Source organism: Acidobacteriota bacterium (assembly GCA_028874215.1).
Classification (GTDB): domain Bacteria; phylum Acidobacteriota; class UBA6911; order RPQK01; family JAJDTT01; genus JAJDTT01.
Genome location: JAPPLF010000051.1, coordinates 1 through 15,902, shown reverse-complemented (window position 1 = coordinate 15,902; position 15,902 = coordinate 1). Strand labels below are relative to the sequence as shown.

Here is a 15,902-nt window from a genome sequence, read left to right as displayed (position 1 = left end):
TCCAGCACAGAGCCTCCGGCAGAGGTCTCGGAACGAAAATCCAATATTCTGGTTCGAAGAGGATCCGCTATTTTCCTAAACCACTAATAAAAAAGGATTTACAGCATACGATAATCTGAATCTCAGGGAGGCCTCACCAGGTCGCGGCAGGTATCGTCGCGCCGCATCCGCAAAGTGTAGGATGATTCACGGCATGTATCTCGGCGTGGATTGCGGCACCCAGAGCCTCAAGGTCATCGTCTGGGACCCCGGCTCCGAATCGCTGATCTCGAGCTCCCAGGGCTACGGCCTGATTTCCGGACTCCCTCCCGGACACAAGGAGCAGCATCCTCAGACCTGGATCGAAGCCCTGGACGCATGCATGGAACGGCTTGCCGGACAGGGCGCCGACCTGTCACGGGTACGAGCCATCGGCGTCTCCGGGCAGCAACACGGTCTCGTGCTCCTGGACCGGTCGGACCGGGTCCTGAGACCGGCCAAGCTCTGGAACGACACCAGCACCGGCGCCCAGTGCCGGCGGATTCTGGACGCGGCCGGCGGGCTGGACGCCTACAGGGAGGAGATCGGCAACAGTCTTCCCCCCGGATTCACCGCCTCGAAGATCCTGTGGGTGAAGGAGAACGAACCCGACACCTATCGGCGGGCCGTCACCTTCCTCCTGCCCCACGACTACCTGAACCTGCACCTGACCGGCGAGAAGACGGCCGAAGCGGGCGACGCCTCCGGGACGGGATACTTCCAGGTGGCCGGGAGAGCCTGGTCGGAGCGCGCTCTGAAATGGCTCGATCCCGCGCGCGACCTGGCAGCCTGCCTGCCTCGGCTCATCGGCGCCCGGGAACCGGCTGGAACGCTGCGATCGAGTCTCGCTGGGAAATGGGGACTCCCGGCCGGGGTCCGGGTCAGCTCGGGTGGCGGCGACAACATGATGGGCGCCATCGGCTCCGGGAACGTCTCGGGCGGCAAGGTCACCGTCAGCCTGGGAACCTCAGGAACCTTGTACGGCTACAGCTCCACGCCCGTGCTGGACCCGCAGGGCGAGATCGCGGGCTTCTGCGACAGCACGGGAGGCTGGCTTCCGCTGGCCTGCACCATGAATGTGACGGTGGCCACCGAGATGGTCCGGACCGGGTTCTCCCTGGCGTCACTGGAAGAATTCAACCGCCGGATCGAGGCGGTCCCTCCCGGCTCCGACGGGTTGATTCTGTTGCCCTACCTGGAGGGGGAGCGAATGCCCGACGTCCCGGAGGGGACAGGTGTGCTGCTGGGTCTGCGGCCCCGAACCGCCCTTCCCGGCCATCTGGCCAGGGCCAGCATGGAGGGCGTCACCCTGGGTCTCCGCTACGGGCTGGACCGCCTCCGGGAACTGGGCGCCCGGCCCGACGAGATCCGGCTCATCGGCGGAGGTTCCAGGAGCCGCGTCTGGCGGCAGATCGCGGCCGACGTCTTCGGATGCCCCGTGGTCTCCCTGAGCCAGGAGGAAGGACCGGCCTTCGGCGCCGCCCTGCAGGCCGCCTGGTGCCGCGAAGAGGAGAGTCTCGAAACCTGGGTGGAACGATTCGTCCGGCTGGATGGATCCAGCCGCCGGTTGCCGTCCCGGTCCGGACAGGAACTCTATGAGCGAGTCTATTCCGTGTACCGGGAACTGAGCGACACGCTCATCGCCAGCCCCGTCTTTGCCGGCCATCGGCAACTGATCAACAGAAAGGACTGATCCATGAACGCCGATTATCGACCGACCCCGGAGGACAAGTTCAGCTTCGGACTTTGGACGGTGGGCAATCCGGGCCGCGACCCCTTCGGCGGACCGACCCGGTCCTCCATCCCTCCGGCGCGCCTGGTGCAGTTGCTCGGAGAAGAGGGGGCTTACGGGGTCAACTTCCACGACAACGACCTGATCCCCATCGACGCCACGCCACGGGAGAGAGCCCGGATCCTGCGCGACTTCAAGCAGGCCATGTCCGATTACAACGTCTGCGTTCCCATGGCCACCACCAACCTTTTCAGCGAGCCGGTCTTCAAGGACGGAGCCTTCACGTCGCACGACGCCGACGTGCGCGCCTATGCGTTGCAGAAGACCATGCGGGCCATCGACCTGGGGGCGGAGCTGGGCGCCCGGGTCTACGTCTTCTGGGGAGGACGCGAGGGGGCCGAGGTGGACGCGGCCAAGGACGCCTCGGAGGCCATCAAACGCATGCGCGAGTGCCTCAACTTCCTCATCGGCTACGTCAAGGACAATGGCTACGACCTGAAATTCGCCCTGGAGGCCAAGCCCAACGAACCGCGGGGCGACATCTACTTCGCCACCACGGGAGCCATGCTGGCGTTTACCTACACCCTGGACGATCCGGACATGGTGGGCGTCAATCCGGAGTTGGCCCACGAGCACATGGCCGGATTGAACTTCTACCACGCGGTGGCCCAGGCCTGGGAGGCCGGAAAGTTGTTCCACATCGACCTCAACGATCAGAAGCCGAACCGCTTCGACCAGGATCTCCGGTTCGGGTCGGAAGGACTGAAGGCGGCCTTCTTCCTGGTCAAGTTCCTGGAGGAGGTGGGGTATTCCGGCCCGCGCCACTTCGACGCCCACGCCTACCGGACGGAGGACGAGGAAGGCGTCCGGGACTTCGCCGCCGGATGCATGCGCACCTACCTGATCCTCAAGGAGAAGGCGCGCCGCTTCGCCGAAGACCCGGAGATTCAGGAGATCCTGGCGGAACTGCGGGGAAGGGGCTCGCTGGTCCCGGCCGCCGAATTACGGACCTACACGCCGGAGGCTGCCCGGAACATCCTGGAGGCTCCGCTGGACCGCCACCGCCTGGCGCAGCGCAAACTGCGGCACGAACGCCTGGACCAGTTGACGGTGGACCTGCTGCTGGGAGTCCGTTGAGGCAGGCTGTGCAAGGAAAGAGATAAGTTCCCCCACCGCGCCGGGCCGGCGGACTCCCGGTAGAAGGAGGATGGGAGGGAGGGAGGCGGTTTCCTAACCGCCGATTCTCCCGTGGGAACGGCGATTTCCTAACCGCCGATTCTTAGGCATCCCCGAACAAGGCGGAACCGGGCGATTGGAAATCGCCCGTCCTGTTTCTCACTTGAAGCGGAAGGAATAGAGGTCCGCGTCCTTCATCACGAAACGGAGCCGCACCGGGTGTCCGGCGATCCGGCGCAAGGGACGGTCCGACGTGCCCTTGGAATGGGTCCGCACCCACCTCACCTTCTCCTCGATCTCGTCGCCCCAGATCAGGGGAGACTCCTCCAGGGCGAAACCGGCCAGCGGGTTCCCCGCCAGGTCCTGAATCTCCAGTCGGATGCTTCCCACGGCCGAGGTGGCGTAGTTCAGATACAGGTTTTCTCCCTTGAACAGGATGGGCTTCGTCACCAGCTCGCCGCCGTCGTAGCCGGCGTGGACCGAGACGAACCCGTCGGTCCGGAGAACCATCCGTTCCAAGTGGCAACTGGGCATGTTGTAGTTGCGGACCACGTAGACGGAAATCTCATCGGAAGCGGTCGGATGGATTCCGACCGCCACCAGGTTGTTCCGGTGCGTCCAGTTGCGCGGATCCCGGCCGGGCCGGACGAAGGCTTCCATGAAGCGCCGGTCCCAGTGGAGTCCGTCCCGGCTGGTCAGAAAGACCGCTTCGGAGGCGCCGGGAAAGGGGGTCGAGGCAAACCGTTTCCGCCAGGGCTGAAACCGCTTGGGAAACGCCATGTAGATGTGAGGCGCCCGGTAGTAGGGAGTCGTTCCATTGGTGTAGAGGTGTTCGGTGGCGGCCTCGCCGAAATCGACCCACTTCGGCATGCTCCAGTTGACGAAGTCGTCCGAAGTGGCGAACTTGAAGCTGCGGTTCCCGTAGTTGAACGGCGGCCCCGCCGTGTGGTCGAAGGGGAACGAGTGGGGGCTGATCCCACGGTCCGAATCGCGGAAGAAGATGCTGTAGCGTTTCCGGTAGGAGTCCCAGAAGGCCACGTTGAGGGCGTCGAAGGCGTTCCGGTGAAGCCCCTTCCGGATCAGGGACTTTTGGCCCTGCATTTCGGTCCACCGAAACCCGTCGGGGGAAACCAGGGCGACCAGCGGATAGCTGCTTCCCCCCAACGCCTTGTAGCGCTGGGAGTCGGGAGCTGCCGGATTGCCGTCCTTGAAGACATACATGCAGTCGGTGACCGACTGGTCCGGATTGTCCATCCAGACGATGGAGTTGTCCTTGGATCCCTGGAACTCCCACAGCCCCAACGAGGGACGCTCCCAGACAATGCCGTCGCGGCTTTCCGCATAGGAAATGGTGAATGGGTGGTCCTCGACCTGCTTCTCACCCGGTTCCAGGAGACCCGTGTCCACGTACGCTTTGTTGTTGCTCCCGCGGAAGTACATGCGCAGCCGGTCGCCGTCCTTGATGATGTTGGTGTAGAAACTGGTGTTCCCCTCCCAGGGAGCGTCGTAGGAGAGGACCTTTCCCGCCGAGCGGGGCCGGTGGAGCTTCAGTTCCACTCCCGGCATCCGCTCGATCAGAAAGTCGTCCACGAAGAGTTCGAGCCGGGACCCGATGTCGATGGGCTTGGATTCTTCCGCTCCGCCCCCGGCGGCATTTCCCGTCCACAGACCCAGCCAGACCAGCAAACAGACCTTTTTGAACATGCTTGTGACTCTACCAGTCCGGGGGATGAGTCGCCATGCGACAGGCGATATCGAGTTCGTCGGAAGACTCCCCAACTGGTAGGATGGCCGCCGGGAGGACGACCATGAGCCAGCCGCGGGTTTCAGGCGCCCTGTTGCTCCAAGACCCTGCCTATGACTATCCGGTGGTGGAGAGAGGCGAGGGGATCTACGTTTACGACGGCGCGGGCAAGCGCTACATCGACGGCACCGCGGGAGCAGGAAACGTCATTCTCGGGCACGGACGGCGCCGCATCGCCCGGATCATGGCGGACCAGGCCGGGAAGCTGGCATTCGTCTTCACTGCCCATTTCGCCAACCCCGTGGCGGCCGAACTGGCTGGACGGCTGGCAAAAAAGGCGCCGGGCCGCTTGAACCACGCCTACTTCGTCTCGGGCGGCTCGGAAGGAGTCGAGACCGCGCTGAAACTGGCCCGGCTCTACCACCTCCGGCGGGGCCAAGGCCAGAAACACCAGGTCATCGCACGTTGGACCAGTTATCACGGCGCCACCCTGGGAGCCCTGTCGACCACGGGTTCCGGAGTCCGCCAGGCCTACAGTCCCTGGCTTCCCGGCTTCGACCACATTGACCCCTGCCTGCCTCGAGCCTGCGTCTTCGACGGATGCGGGGAGACCTGCACCCTCGCCTGCGTCCAGGAGTTGGAGCGGGCCATCGTCCGGGCCGGACCGGAGAACGTGGCCGCCTTCGTGGCCGATCCCATCGTCCTGGCCGCCGGGTCCGTGAGTCTTCCGCCAGCCGACTATTTCCCCCGGGTCCGGGAGATCTGCGACCGCCACGACGTGCTCTGGATCGCCGACGAAGTGGTGACCGGCTTCGGCCGGACGGGGCGATTCTTCGGCGTCCAGCACTGGGACGCGGTTCCGGACATCATGGCCTTCGGCAAAGGGGTCAGCAGCGGCTACCTGCCCATGGGCGGGGCGCTGTTCACCGACGAGATCCGGCAGGTGCTGGAAGACAAGAAAGATCCCCTCCCCCACGTCTTCACCTACGTGAACAATCCTCTCGCCGCCCGGGTCGGTCTCACCGTCCTGGACCTGATGGAAGAGGAGAACATCGTGGAGAGGTCGGCCTCCATGGGGGAATACCTGCTGGAACGAATCCGGACCTTGCGGCATCATCCCATCGTGGGCGACATACGGGGCCGGGGATTGCTGGTGGGTTTCGAGCTGGTGCGCAGCCGGAAGCCCTACACCTACTTTCCCGCCTCGCTGAAGGTCCACGAGCGATTGCACCGGCTGCTCATCCGGCAGGGACTCTCCGTCGCCGCGGCGGGTGGTCCCGGTGACGGGAGCCCGGGAGACGGCATTCGCATCTTCCCTCCCCTGGTCATCACGCGAGAGCAGATCGACGAGATTGTCGCGATGCTGGACGAGGGACTCCGGGTGATTCAGCGTCAGATCGAGAGGGAGTGAGACATGCGGGAACGGGATTTCTATCGGGAACGGCGTGAAACCAAGAGAGCCCGGTTCACCTGCCCCTACTGCCGCCAGTCGGGCGACTACCAGGTCCGCTGGCTGGTGCGGGAGAAGAAGGGCCGCCTGCCCTATCGCGCCAACCCGGATGACCGCCGCCGCTTCGCCAAGATCCGCTCCTACATGGTCCGCGAGGACGAGTACCTCTTCTGCCCCAAACCCAGGTGCCGCCGGCGCTTCGAGATCCCCAGCCAACAATCGGTCGTGTTGTTGTAGGAGTGGAGCGGCGACTTTCTTGTCGCCAATAGGGGGGGTTAGGGGGACGGCAGTCCCCCCTCTACACTTCTCCCCTACCGACTTGCACAACAACAATGAAGACGGGCGGTAGGAAAACCGCCCCTCCAAAGGGCGACAGGAAAGTCGCCCCTCCTGTTGCGCCTCCAATTCGGAACGAATACGATCTGCACTGCTTTTCTTCCGAACGGATACGGAGACCATCGACATGCAGTTGCACTTCGCCGATCATGTGGTCCTGGTGGCCTATCTGGGAGCCATGATGTTTCTGGGTTGGCGCCTCTCCCGGGGCCAGAAGACCGGCGAGGAATACTTCCTGGGCGGACGGCGGCTTCCCTGGTTCGCCGTGGGCATCAGCATCATCGCTTCCCTGCTCTCCAGCATCAGCTTCCTGGCCTATCCCGGCGTCGTCTGGCGTTTCGGTTTCGGAAACCTGATGAGCACCTTCCTCGGGTTTCCCCTCCACGTGTTGTTCATCCTGCTGCTGACCATCCCCTTCTTCGTCCGGTTCCGCTTCACCACCGCCTACGAATACCTGGAGCACCGTTACGGCCTGTCGGCGAGGCTCCTGGGCGCTTCCATGTTCCTGATGTTCGTATCGGTGCTGATGATGGTGATCGTCCTGGTCTCGTCCCGGGCCCTGGCCGTGGCCACCGGAATTCCCCTGATTGTCATCATCTTCACCGTGGGCGTCGTGGCCACGATCTACACCATGATGGGCGGGATCCGGGCCGTGGTCTGGACCGACGTGATCCAGGTGGCGCTGCTCCTGGGCGGCGGCTTCTTCACCATCGGCTACGTGGCCTGGGCCACCGGCACCAACCTCTTCGACTGGATGGAGGTGGTCAACGCCCGGGACAACGAGAGCTTCACCTTCTTCTCCCCCGATCCCACCCTGCCCGCGACGGTGGTCACCTTCACCTTGACCGACGCGCTCTGGATCGTCGTCGCCCACTGCGCCAACCAGATGACCATGCAGCGCTACTTCAGCACGGTGAACGTCGAGGCCAGCAAGCGGAGTTTCGTCACCGGGGCGGTCACCGGCGTGATCATCATCCTGGTCCTCACCATCGTGGGCGCCAGCCTGGTCTACTACTTCACCCAGGGACCCGAGCCCCTTCCCGGTCACATCGACCTGGCCAGCGGCAAGGACCGCGACAGCATCTTCCCCTTCTTCGTGGCCTCCCGAGTCCCGGCCGGCCTGGCCGGCCTCATCTTCGCCGCATTGCTGGCGGCGGCCATGTCCACCATCGATTCGGGGGTGAACTCCTTCGCCACGGTGGCCACCGTGGACTTCGGACGCCTTCGAAAGAAGAAGAAACCCGTCGACGAGGTCCGCCAGGCCCGCATCATCACACTGGTGGTTGGATTGGCGGTGACCATGGGGGCCCTGTTCCTGGACAACCTCACCGGCTCGGACGACATACTCACCATCCTGCCCAAGACCTTCAACGCCCTGGTCGGTCCCATGGGCGGGCTGTTCCTGGCCGGGATGTTTCTCCCCCGCGCCGGCCTCCGAACCGTCTGGCCCGCGGCCATCATCGGCTTCACGACATCCCTGGTTGTCGCGTATTCCCAACCCCTGCTCCAGTCTCTCGACCCGTCGACCCAGCAGACCCTGGTGGCGGTGCTGGGAGACAGTTTCGGTCCGCGGCTCATCGAGAAGGGGATGGGATTCACCTGGATCATGCCCACCTCCTTTGTCGCCAGCTTCGGCACGGCCTGGATTCTGAGCCTGATCTTTCCCAACCGGAACCAGGACCGCCTGGCCGGACTGACCTGGAAGACCCGGCACGAGAAGACCTGGCTGACTTCGTAGAGACGGGTGAATTCTCAGCATTGAACTAGGGACCCATGGAATACAGACGTCTTGGAAGAACCGATCTCCAGGTAAGCGCCATCGGCTTTGGCGGCGCCACCTTCGGCCGCGAAATCGACCAGCCCACCGCCTGGATGCTGCTGGACCGGGCGTTGGAACGGGGGATCACCCTCATCGACACCGCCGAGTCCTACAGCAAGAGGGAGTCGGAGCGGATGATCGGCGAGTGGCTGCAGGCGCGAGGCACCCGGCAGCAGATCGTCCTGGCAACCAAGTGCGGTTTCACCGGACCGCTGGACGGGCCCAAGGTGACGCAGAAGATCGAGCAGAGCCTCCGGACGCTGCAGACCGACGTCATCGACCTGTTCCAACTCCACCACTGGCCCCTGGAGGGAGATCCGGTGGACGAGATCCTGGAGGCCTTCTCCGGAGCCGTGGAGCAGGGCAAGGTGCGCTACCTGGGCCTCAGCAACTCGGCCGCGTGGCAGTTGTGCAAGGCGCTCTGGACCCAGGACAAGAACGGCTGGGCCCGATTCGACTCCATCCAGCCCCAGTACAACCTTTCGGACCGGTCCATGGAGGCGGAGATGGCGCCCCTCTGCCGGGACCAGGGATTGGGCATTCTCTCCTACAGTCCCCTGGGAGGCGGTTTTTTGGCCGGCAAGTATTCGCCCTCGGGACCGCTGCCGCCGGGAACCCGTTTTGATCTGGCCAGGGACTGGCAGGACGACTACTTCCACCCGCGGGCCTTTTCGCTGGTGGAACGCATGAGGGCGGTGTCGCAGGAAACGGGGCGGTCCATGGTGGATCTGGCCCTGGCCTGGGCGCTGTTCCAACCTCAGATCACGTCGGTCCTGATCGGCGGCAGGCGGCCCGGCCACATCGACCAGGCGTTCGGCACTCTCGCCGCGGGCCTGAGCCCGGAGTTGCGGGACCGGTTGGACCGGGTCTCCGACCCCACCACCTTCGGCTGACGTCCCCGGACCAGGAGCGTTCCCCTTTCGTGCGTGTCGCCTTCTACTACCATCAGGACCGGCCGCTTCCTCCCGATCATGAAGGGAGCAATCCCTACGGCGCCCTGCTCACCGAGGCCCTGGAGCGCCACGGCGCTCAGGTGGAGTACACCCGGGACTACAGCGCCGGATACCTGCGCGGGAACAGCGGCCGGATCCAGGTGCTTCATTTCCATTGGCCCCACCATGACTATTTCCACCCGGACTACCGGATCATGCAGGAACGGATGCGGGAGATGGCGGCGTCACTGGAGCTGGCCCGCGAACTGGGCTACAAGATCGTCTGGACCGCCCACAACATCTATCCCCACAACCGGCTTCATCGATCCATCGACCACGAGTTCCGGCTCGAGATCTGCCGACTGGCCGACGCCGTCATCGCCCACTGCCCGGTCAACGCCCACGGGGTGAAGGAGCGCTTCGGACGGACTCGCCGGGTCTTCATCATTCCCCACGGGCATTTCATCGACGTCTACCGGACGGACTTCACACGCGAAGAAGCCCGGAGAGAGTTGGAGGTCCCGCAACACGCCTTCGCCTACGGATTCATCGGCGGCATCCTGCCTTACAAGGGGATCGAGGAGTTGATCTCCGCGTTCGAGCGGCTCTCGACAGAGGACTCCTGGCTGCTGCTGGCCGGCGGTGGTCCCGGCGACTTTCCGGAGCGGATCCGCCGCCGCGTCGCGGGGCGTCCCCGGATCGTCTCCAAGATCGTCGACGGCGACATGCAGGCCACGAACCGGGACCTCCTCCTGTTTCTGGAAGCCAGCGACGTGGCGGTGCTCCCCTTCCGGGCCACCATGACCTCGGGAAGCGTCATTTTGGCCCTTTCCCGGGCCCGCCCCGTCATCGCTCCGGCGCTGGGCTGCCTCCCGACGGTCGTTTCGCCCGGAGCCGGACGGCTCTATGATCCGGGACAGGAGGAGCCGTTGCTGCGAGCCATGGAAGAGGTTCGTGCCTGGGACCAGGACGCCGCCTCGGAGGCCGCCCTGGAGTGCGTCCGGCGCTTCGACTGGGACCGGATCGCCGAACAGACCCTGGAGGCGTATCGAACGTGACCCTGTTGACGCCGAAATGGAGCCGGGACCTTCGGGCTCGGGCGGCTCACCCCAAACTGGCCGCCGCCCGGGAAGCCCTCGACGCTCAACTGGAGGGCTATCAGAGTTCCCTGCCTCCGGTGCCGGATCAACAGGCGGGCTACTACCACGACTTCTTCTGCGCCGAGCACGCCACCCAGCTTCTGTTCGACCCCGGCAGCCCCCGGCGCCACGTCTGCCCCGTGGACGGCGCCGTCTTCAGCGGCGAGCCCTACGACAGCGCCTGGCTCTGGTCGGTGAACGACAGGCTCAGCGACGCGGCCCTCAAGTTCGCCTTCCGGTCGCACCTGGAATCGGGGACGAGCCGGGCCGGTTCCGACGCCGCCGAGGCGGCCCGAATCCTGGAGACCTACGCCCGCCGTTACCTGCGCCTGAAACCGGCGCCGACGGTCTACGAAGAGGAGCCGGGGATCGCCACCTGGCAGAACCTGGACGAATCGGTCTGGATCGCCCGCCTCTGCTGGGCGTACGCCCTGCTTGCGGAGACGCTCTCCGACGAGACCCGGGAGTTGGTGACGCGGCGGCTCTTCCGGCCGGCGGCCACCCACATCCGGCGGGTCCGGTGCCGGGAGATCCACAACGTCAGCAATTGGAACAACGCCGCTCTGGCGACGCTGGCCCGAGTCCTGGAGGACGACCGGCTGCTGGAGGAGGCTCTGCGGGGGGATTTGGGGCTGGCGGCCCAGTTGGAGCAGGGGGTCACCGGAGAGGGACTCTGGTGGGAAGTCTCCCTGAGCTATCACTTCTACAGTCTGGACGCCATCGTCAGGACCCTGCGCATCCTCAAGGCCACGGGAGAATCCTTCGATGACGGCGGCGTGGTACGGCGCATGTTCCTGGCCCCCATTCAGGTCTCGCTTCCCGACCTGAAGCTGCCATCCGTCAACGACTGCTGGCACTTCATCGGCCTGGAAGAGAAAGTCGGCCATGGAATCCCCGACGCCGACGGCTTTTACGAAACCGCGTATTCGTGGTTCCGCGACCCGGGCTTTGCCTGGATACTGGAGCAGAACTACCGCTCCCGTCCCCGCACCTGCTTCGAAGCCTTGCTGGACGGAGTTCCAGTGATTCCCGGCGGGGATCCTCCCGACCGGGACAGCCGCCTGTTCCCGGAGGCGGGGCTCGCCCTCCTTCGCGGAGGCGGGTCCCGGCAGCGTCGGAACTACCTTCTTCTGAAAGCGGGCCGCCACGGGGGAGTCCACGGACACCGGGACCAGTTGCGGATCCAAATGTGCGGCTCCGGATCGCCGCTCATTCCCGATCTGGGGACGCCCGGGTACGGCATCGAGCTCAACCACACCTGGTACCAACAGACGGCCAGCCACGCCACGGTGCTGGTGGACGGCGAGTCGCAGCCTCCGACCCGAGGCCGGCTCGACCGGTTCTCGGAAGAGGACGGTTTCACACGGGTCGACGCTTCGGCCGCCTGGGAGGAAGGCGCCTACGCCGGCGTGCGGATGAGGCGCACCCTGCTCTGGCGGGACACCTATTTCGTCGACCTGTTTCAGGTCCTCTGCCCTGCAAAACGGGACCTCTACTGGGTCTGTCATGTCGATGGCGAACTGGTGCGCGGAGCGTCGGACTTGCAACCCACCGCGCCGCTGTCCGGCGGGGGCGGCCTCCGGCACGTCCGGCTGGACGGGGACACGCCGGAGTCCCCGGATTCCCGATTGCGCTGGCGTTATCCGGCCGGTTCGCTCGACCTGCACCTGGCCGGTCCCTTCGGGCGCCTGCTGGTGGGCGACGCTCCTTCCAACCCTGCCGGTCAGCGGCTCTCCACCGTCATCCGGCACCACAGGGCGGATCGTACGGTCTTCGCCTCCGTCTTCGCTCTCGGCGGGATGGATCACGACCCGGCGATCAGGGAGGTGTCCGGCAGTTGGCGGGACGAGGACGCCTGGAGACTGACCTTGTCTACTCCGGCCGGCCCGGAAGAATGGCGGGCCGCCGCCCATACCGGCCAAATCCAACTCATGAAAAAGGGGGATGGCACCCATGCATAAAAGACAGCCGGTACGATGGGGCATCATCGGCGCCGGAGACATCTCTCACCGGGTGATGGCGCCGGCCATGCGCGCCACCGAGTGCAGCGAGTTGGTGGCCGTGATGCGGACCACCCAGGCCGGGGCCGAGGAGTTCGCCCGCGAGCACGGGGCCCGGAGCGCCTATGACAACGTGGAGTCCCTGGTCCGCGACCCGGAGGTGGAGGCCGTTTACGTCTCGACGCCCGTCGATCGACACTGTCCCGACACACTGGCGGCGGCGGCCCACGGAAAACACGTCTTGTGCGAAAAGCCGCTGGCCCTGAGCGTGGCCGAGGGAGAGGCCATGCGGCAGGCCTGCCGGGCTGCCGGGGTCACCTTCATGACCTGCTACTACCAACGCTTCAGCGCCCGGCACAGCAAGATCAGGGAGATCATTCAGCGGGGCGGCATCGGCCGCGTCACCGCCGTCCGCTGGAACTTCTCGGGACGGTACCCCTCGGGCCGGGAAATCTGGCAACACGATCCGGCCCGGGCCGGGGGCGGTCCCTTCACCGACCTGGGCACCCACGGCGTCGACCTGATGCGCTTCCTGGTGGGAGAGATCGTGGCCGTCGCCGCGTTCGTGGACACCCTGGTGGAGAGCTACGCCGTCGAGGACACGGCCAGCGCTCTCCTCAAGTTCGCCAGCGGCGCGCAGGGCGTGGCCACGGCCCATTGGAGCACGGGAGACCCGGACGAGCACCGGAACTCGTACATCGAGATCCTGGGCACCGACGGCGTGATCCTCTCCTCCCCCCTGCACGACAAGTTCTCCCGGGGCCGGCTGGTGGTGGCCACCGAGGACGGCGAAACCTCCTACGACTTCGATCAGAGCACCCACGCCCTGGTGCTGGAGGAGTTCGCCGCCGCGCTCGCCGAAGGGCGAGAGCCGTCCATCACCATCGAAGACGGCATCCGCGCCCAGCAGACCGTGGAGGCGGTCTATGAATCGGGACGATCCGGCCGCGTCGTCGAGCTTCCGGTTCCGCCTGGGTGAAGAGAGATACTGAGTTGTTTTGCGGGACCTGGGACAAGTTGAATTCGGCTGCTGATTCGGCCATTCTTGGAGGCGGTCCTATCGTTTGCCCGCAGTCCATTAGGAGGAATCCCATGTCCCTTACCGTCGGAGACACCGCACCTGATTTTTCGGCCGATACCAGCCAGGGGCCCATCAACTTCCATGAGTGGATCGGCGACGGTTGGGCCATTCTCTTTTCCCATCCCAAGGACTTCACTCCGGTCTGCACCACCGAACTGGGCTACATGGCCAGCCTCAAACCCGAGTTCGACAGGCGCAACTGCAAGATCATCGGATTGAGCGTCGACCCTGCCGACAGTCACCGGGCCTGGGCGCAAGACATCCAGGACGCCACCGGACATGCCCCCAACTACCCCATCATCGCCGACACCGAGCTGGCCATCGCCAAGCTCTACGGCATGCTGGCGGCGGACGCCGGGGAGAGCTGCGAAGGGCGCACCCCCATGGACAACGCCACGGTCCGATCGGTGTTCGTCATCGGACCGGACAAGCAGATCAGGCTGACCATCACCTATCCCATGAGCACGGGCCGCAACTTCGACGAGGTGCTCCGGGTGTTGGACTCGGTGCAGTTGACCGCCAGCCACAAGGTGGCCACGCCGGTGAACTGGAATCACGGAGACAAGGTGATCATCCTGCCGGCGGTTTCGGACGAAGCCGCCCGGGAAAAGTACCCTCAGGGATGGGACTCCCCCAAGCCCTACATCCGTTTCGTCGATCAGCCGGGGGATTGACACCGGCCGCCTGCGCCATGGGCCGCTCCAGGACGACTGCCCGGCGCGGAATCGCGCACGGCCCGATTGCGGAAGGATTCCGCGAAGACCGGGACACTCACCAGTGGGGAACGAGTTCGGCTTCCCGGATATTTATGTTATCTTGACGTGGAATCAGGGATTCCGTACGCGAGTTCTTGCGGCGCCGGCACGACGGCATACGGTACACGAACACGATCATGGACGGACCCGAAGGCTTATTGGAAGCGTCGCAGACTCCTGAACAGTCCGACGAATCGCCCACTCCCGACACCTTCCTCGAGGAATCGGCCCCCCTCCGGATGTCCCGCGAAGCCATGCTCGAACTGGCTCGCCGGGCCGCGGAGCTGTTGCTGGAGCGCACCGGCCGGTTGCCGGACGAACATGCCTGGGACGGAGAGTTCCGGCAGGATCTGACGGACCAGTTGATGGAGGATCCACCCGAGTCGGGCCAGCCAGCGCTGCAGGTCATCGAAAGGGCCGCGCGGGACATCCTCCCGCTGGCGTTGCGCAACGACCATCCCCGTTCTTTTGGTTTCATCCCCTCCTCTCCGACTTGGCCCAGCATCGTGGCCGATTTCATGGCCGCCGGTTTCCACGTCAACCAGTGCACCTGGCTGACCTCCAGCGGCGCCAGCCAGCTCGAGTTGGTCGTCATCGAATGGTTCCGCCGCTGGGTCGGTTACCCGGAGACTGCGGGCGGTCTTCTGACGAGCGGAGGCTCGGCCGCCAGCCTCGACGCCTTCGTGGCGGCGCGCGAGGCCGCCGGGCATCCCGAACGGGCCACGGTCTACATGAGCGACCAGAGCCACAGCGCCCAGATCCGGGCGGCCAAGATCGTCGGCATCCGCCCGGAGCACGTCCGCAAGGTGGCCAGCGACAGCCGATTCCGGCTTGACATGGACGCGCTGATCCGTGCCGTGGCCGATGACCGCGCGGCCGGTCTCCATCCCATCGCGATCTGCTCCAACGCCGGTGCGGGCAGCACGGGCGCCATCGATCCGCTCCAGGCGATGTCGGATTACTGCGAATCGGAAGGCCTTTGGCATCACGTGGATGCCGCTTACGGCGGTTTCGGAATGGTGACCGAGAGGGGCAAGAGGTTGCTGCGCGGAATCGAGCGGGCCGACTCCATCGGCATGGACGCCCACAAATGGTTCTTTCAGTCGTACGAGGCCGGTTGCCTCCTGGTAAAGGACGTCAAGACGCTGAATCACGCCTTCCGGATCCCCCACGACATGCTGCAGGACACGATCTGGGGTGCGAATCACCCCAACTTCTCGGACCGCGGCCTGCAGTTGAGCCGTTCGGTCCGGGCCTTGAAAATCTGGGTTTCCGTTCAGACCTTCGGCATGGCCGCCTTTCGGCAAGCCGTGTCCAACGGGATGGAACTGGCCTCCCGGGCCCAGGAATACGTCGAAAGGAGCCCGATGCTGGAGGTCTTGAACCCGGCGTCCCTGGGAATCATCTGTTTCCGGGTCAACCCGGACGCCGACGAAATCGACGAATACTCGCTGGCAGAGATCAACCGCACGGTGGTGGCCCGCATCTTCTGGGACGACCGCGCGTTCATTTCTTCGACGCTGTTGCATGGGAGATTCTCTTTGAGGATGTGCATCCTCAACTCCAGCACGACGTGGGATGACGTTCGCGAGACATTGGAGGCTGCCGAGCGGTTCGGTTCGATGGCGGTGTCCGAATGGAAGGATGCGGGAGCAGGAATGGATTGGGGATTATATATTGAGGTTGACAGAGCGTCAACTCCCGGTGTTAAATCCTCGGC

General features: G+C 64.9%; 12 protein-coding genes. 11 read left to right on the top strand and 1 reads right to left on the bottom strand.

Going from position 1 to position 15,902, the window contains the following annotated elements; translation table 11 throughout:
• Nucleotides 1-181: 181 nt before the first annotated feature.
• Together xylB and xylA are read left to right on the top strand one after the other, a co-directional pair.
• The gene (gene xylB, locus OXT71_09795) at nt 182-1,711 is read left to right on the top strand and encodes a xylulokinase (GenBank protein ID MDE2926677.1); all 1,530 of its coding nucleotides are present in this window, start codon (nt 182-184) and stop codon (nt 1,709-1,711) included.
• A gap of 3 nt (nt 1,712-1,714) precedes the next feature.
• Entirely contained in the window at nt 1,715-2,887 is a 1,173-nt protein-coding gene (gene xylA / locus OXT71_09790; GenBank protein ID MDE2926676.1) for a xylose isomerase, read from the top strand.
• Nucleotides 2,888-3,085: 198 nt separating this feature from the next.
• Here xylA and OXT71_09785 read toward each other — a convergent pair whose 3' ends face one another.
• Nucleotides 3,086-4,630: a hypothetical protein gene (locus OXT71_09785; GenBank protein MDE2926675.1), complete on the bottom strand. Its 1,545-nt coding sequence runs from the start codon at nt 4,628-4,630 to the stop codon at nt 3,086-3,088.
• 104 nt (nt 4,631-4,734) lie between these two features.
• Here OXT71_09785 and OXT71_09780 point away from each other — a divergent pair, with 104 nt between their 5' ends.
• From OXT71_09780 to OXT71_09740, 9 genes are all read left to right on the top strand, one after another.
• Entirely contained in the window at nt 4,735-6,081 is a 1,347-nt protein-coding gene (locus OXT71_09780) for an aspartate aminotransferase family protein (GenBank protein ID MDE2926674.1), read from the top strand.
• A 3-nt stretch (nt 6,082-6,084) separates the two neighbouring features.
• Nucleotides 6,085-6,357 carry a hypothetical protein gene (locus tag OXT71_09775; GenBank protein MDE2926673.1) on the top strand — a complete coding sequence of 91 codons (273 nt, stop codon included), beginning with the start codon at nt 6,085-6,087 and terminating at the stop codon, nt 6,355-6,357.
• Between the two features lie 226 nt (nt 6,358-6,583).
• Nucleotides 6,584-8,194: a sodium/solute symporter gene (locus OXT71_09770; protein ID MDE2926672.1), complete on the top strand. Its 1,611-nt coding sequence runs from the start codon at nt 6,584-6,586 to the stop codon at nt 8,192-8,194.
• Nucleotides 8,195-8,229: 35 nt separating this feature from the next.
• Nucleotides 8,230-9,168, top strand: coding sequence for an aldo/keto reductase (locus OXT71_09765; protein ID MDE2926671.1), 939 nt, complete (start codon nt 8,230-8,232; stop codon nt 9,166-9,168).
• Nucleotides 9,169-9,197: 29 nt separating this feature from the next.
• Nucleotides 9,198-10,265 (top strand): glycosyltransferase family 4 protein, encoded by a 1,068-nt coding sequence (locus OXT71_09760; GenBank protein MDE2926670.1) that lies wholly within the window; start codon nt 9,198-9,200, stop codon nt 10,263-10,265.
• Complete coding sequence (locus OXT71_09755) at nt 10,262-12,307, top strand: heparinase II/III family protein (GenBank protein ID MDE2926669.1); 2,046 nt, start codon at nt 10,262-10,264, stop codon at nt 12,305-12,307. Before OXT71_09760 ends, OXT71_09755 begins: the two co-directional genes overlap by 4 nt.
• Nucleotides 12,300-13,325: a Gfo/Idh/MocA family oxidoreductase gene (locus OXT71_09750; GenBank protein ID MDE2926668.1), complete on the top strand. Its 1,026-nt coding sequence runs from the start codon at nt 12,300-12,302 to the stop codon at nt 13,323-13,325. The genes OXT71_09755 and OXT71_09750 overlap by 8 nt, the downstream gene beginning before the upstream one ends.
• Before the next feature lie 113 nt (nt 13,326-13,438).
• A complete protein-coding gene (locus OXT71_09745; GenBank protein MDE2926667.1) occupies nt 13,439-14,101 on the top strand; it encodes a peroxiredoxin in 663 nt (220 codons plus the stop codon).
• A gap of 218 nt (nt 14,102-14,319) precedes the next feature.
• Nucleotides 14,320-15,902 (top strand): aminotransferase class I/II-fold pyridoxal phosphate-dependent enzyme (locus OXT71_09740; GenBank protein MDE2926666.1); only part of this gene is annotated, 1,583 nt, incomplete at its 3' end.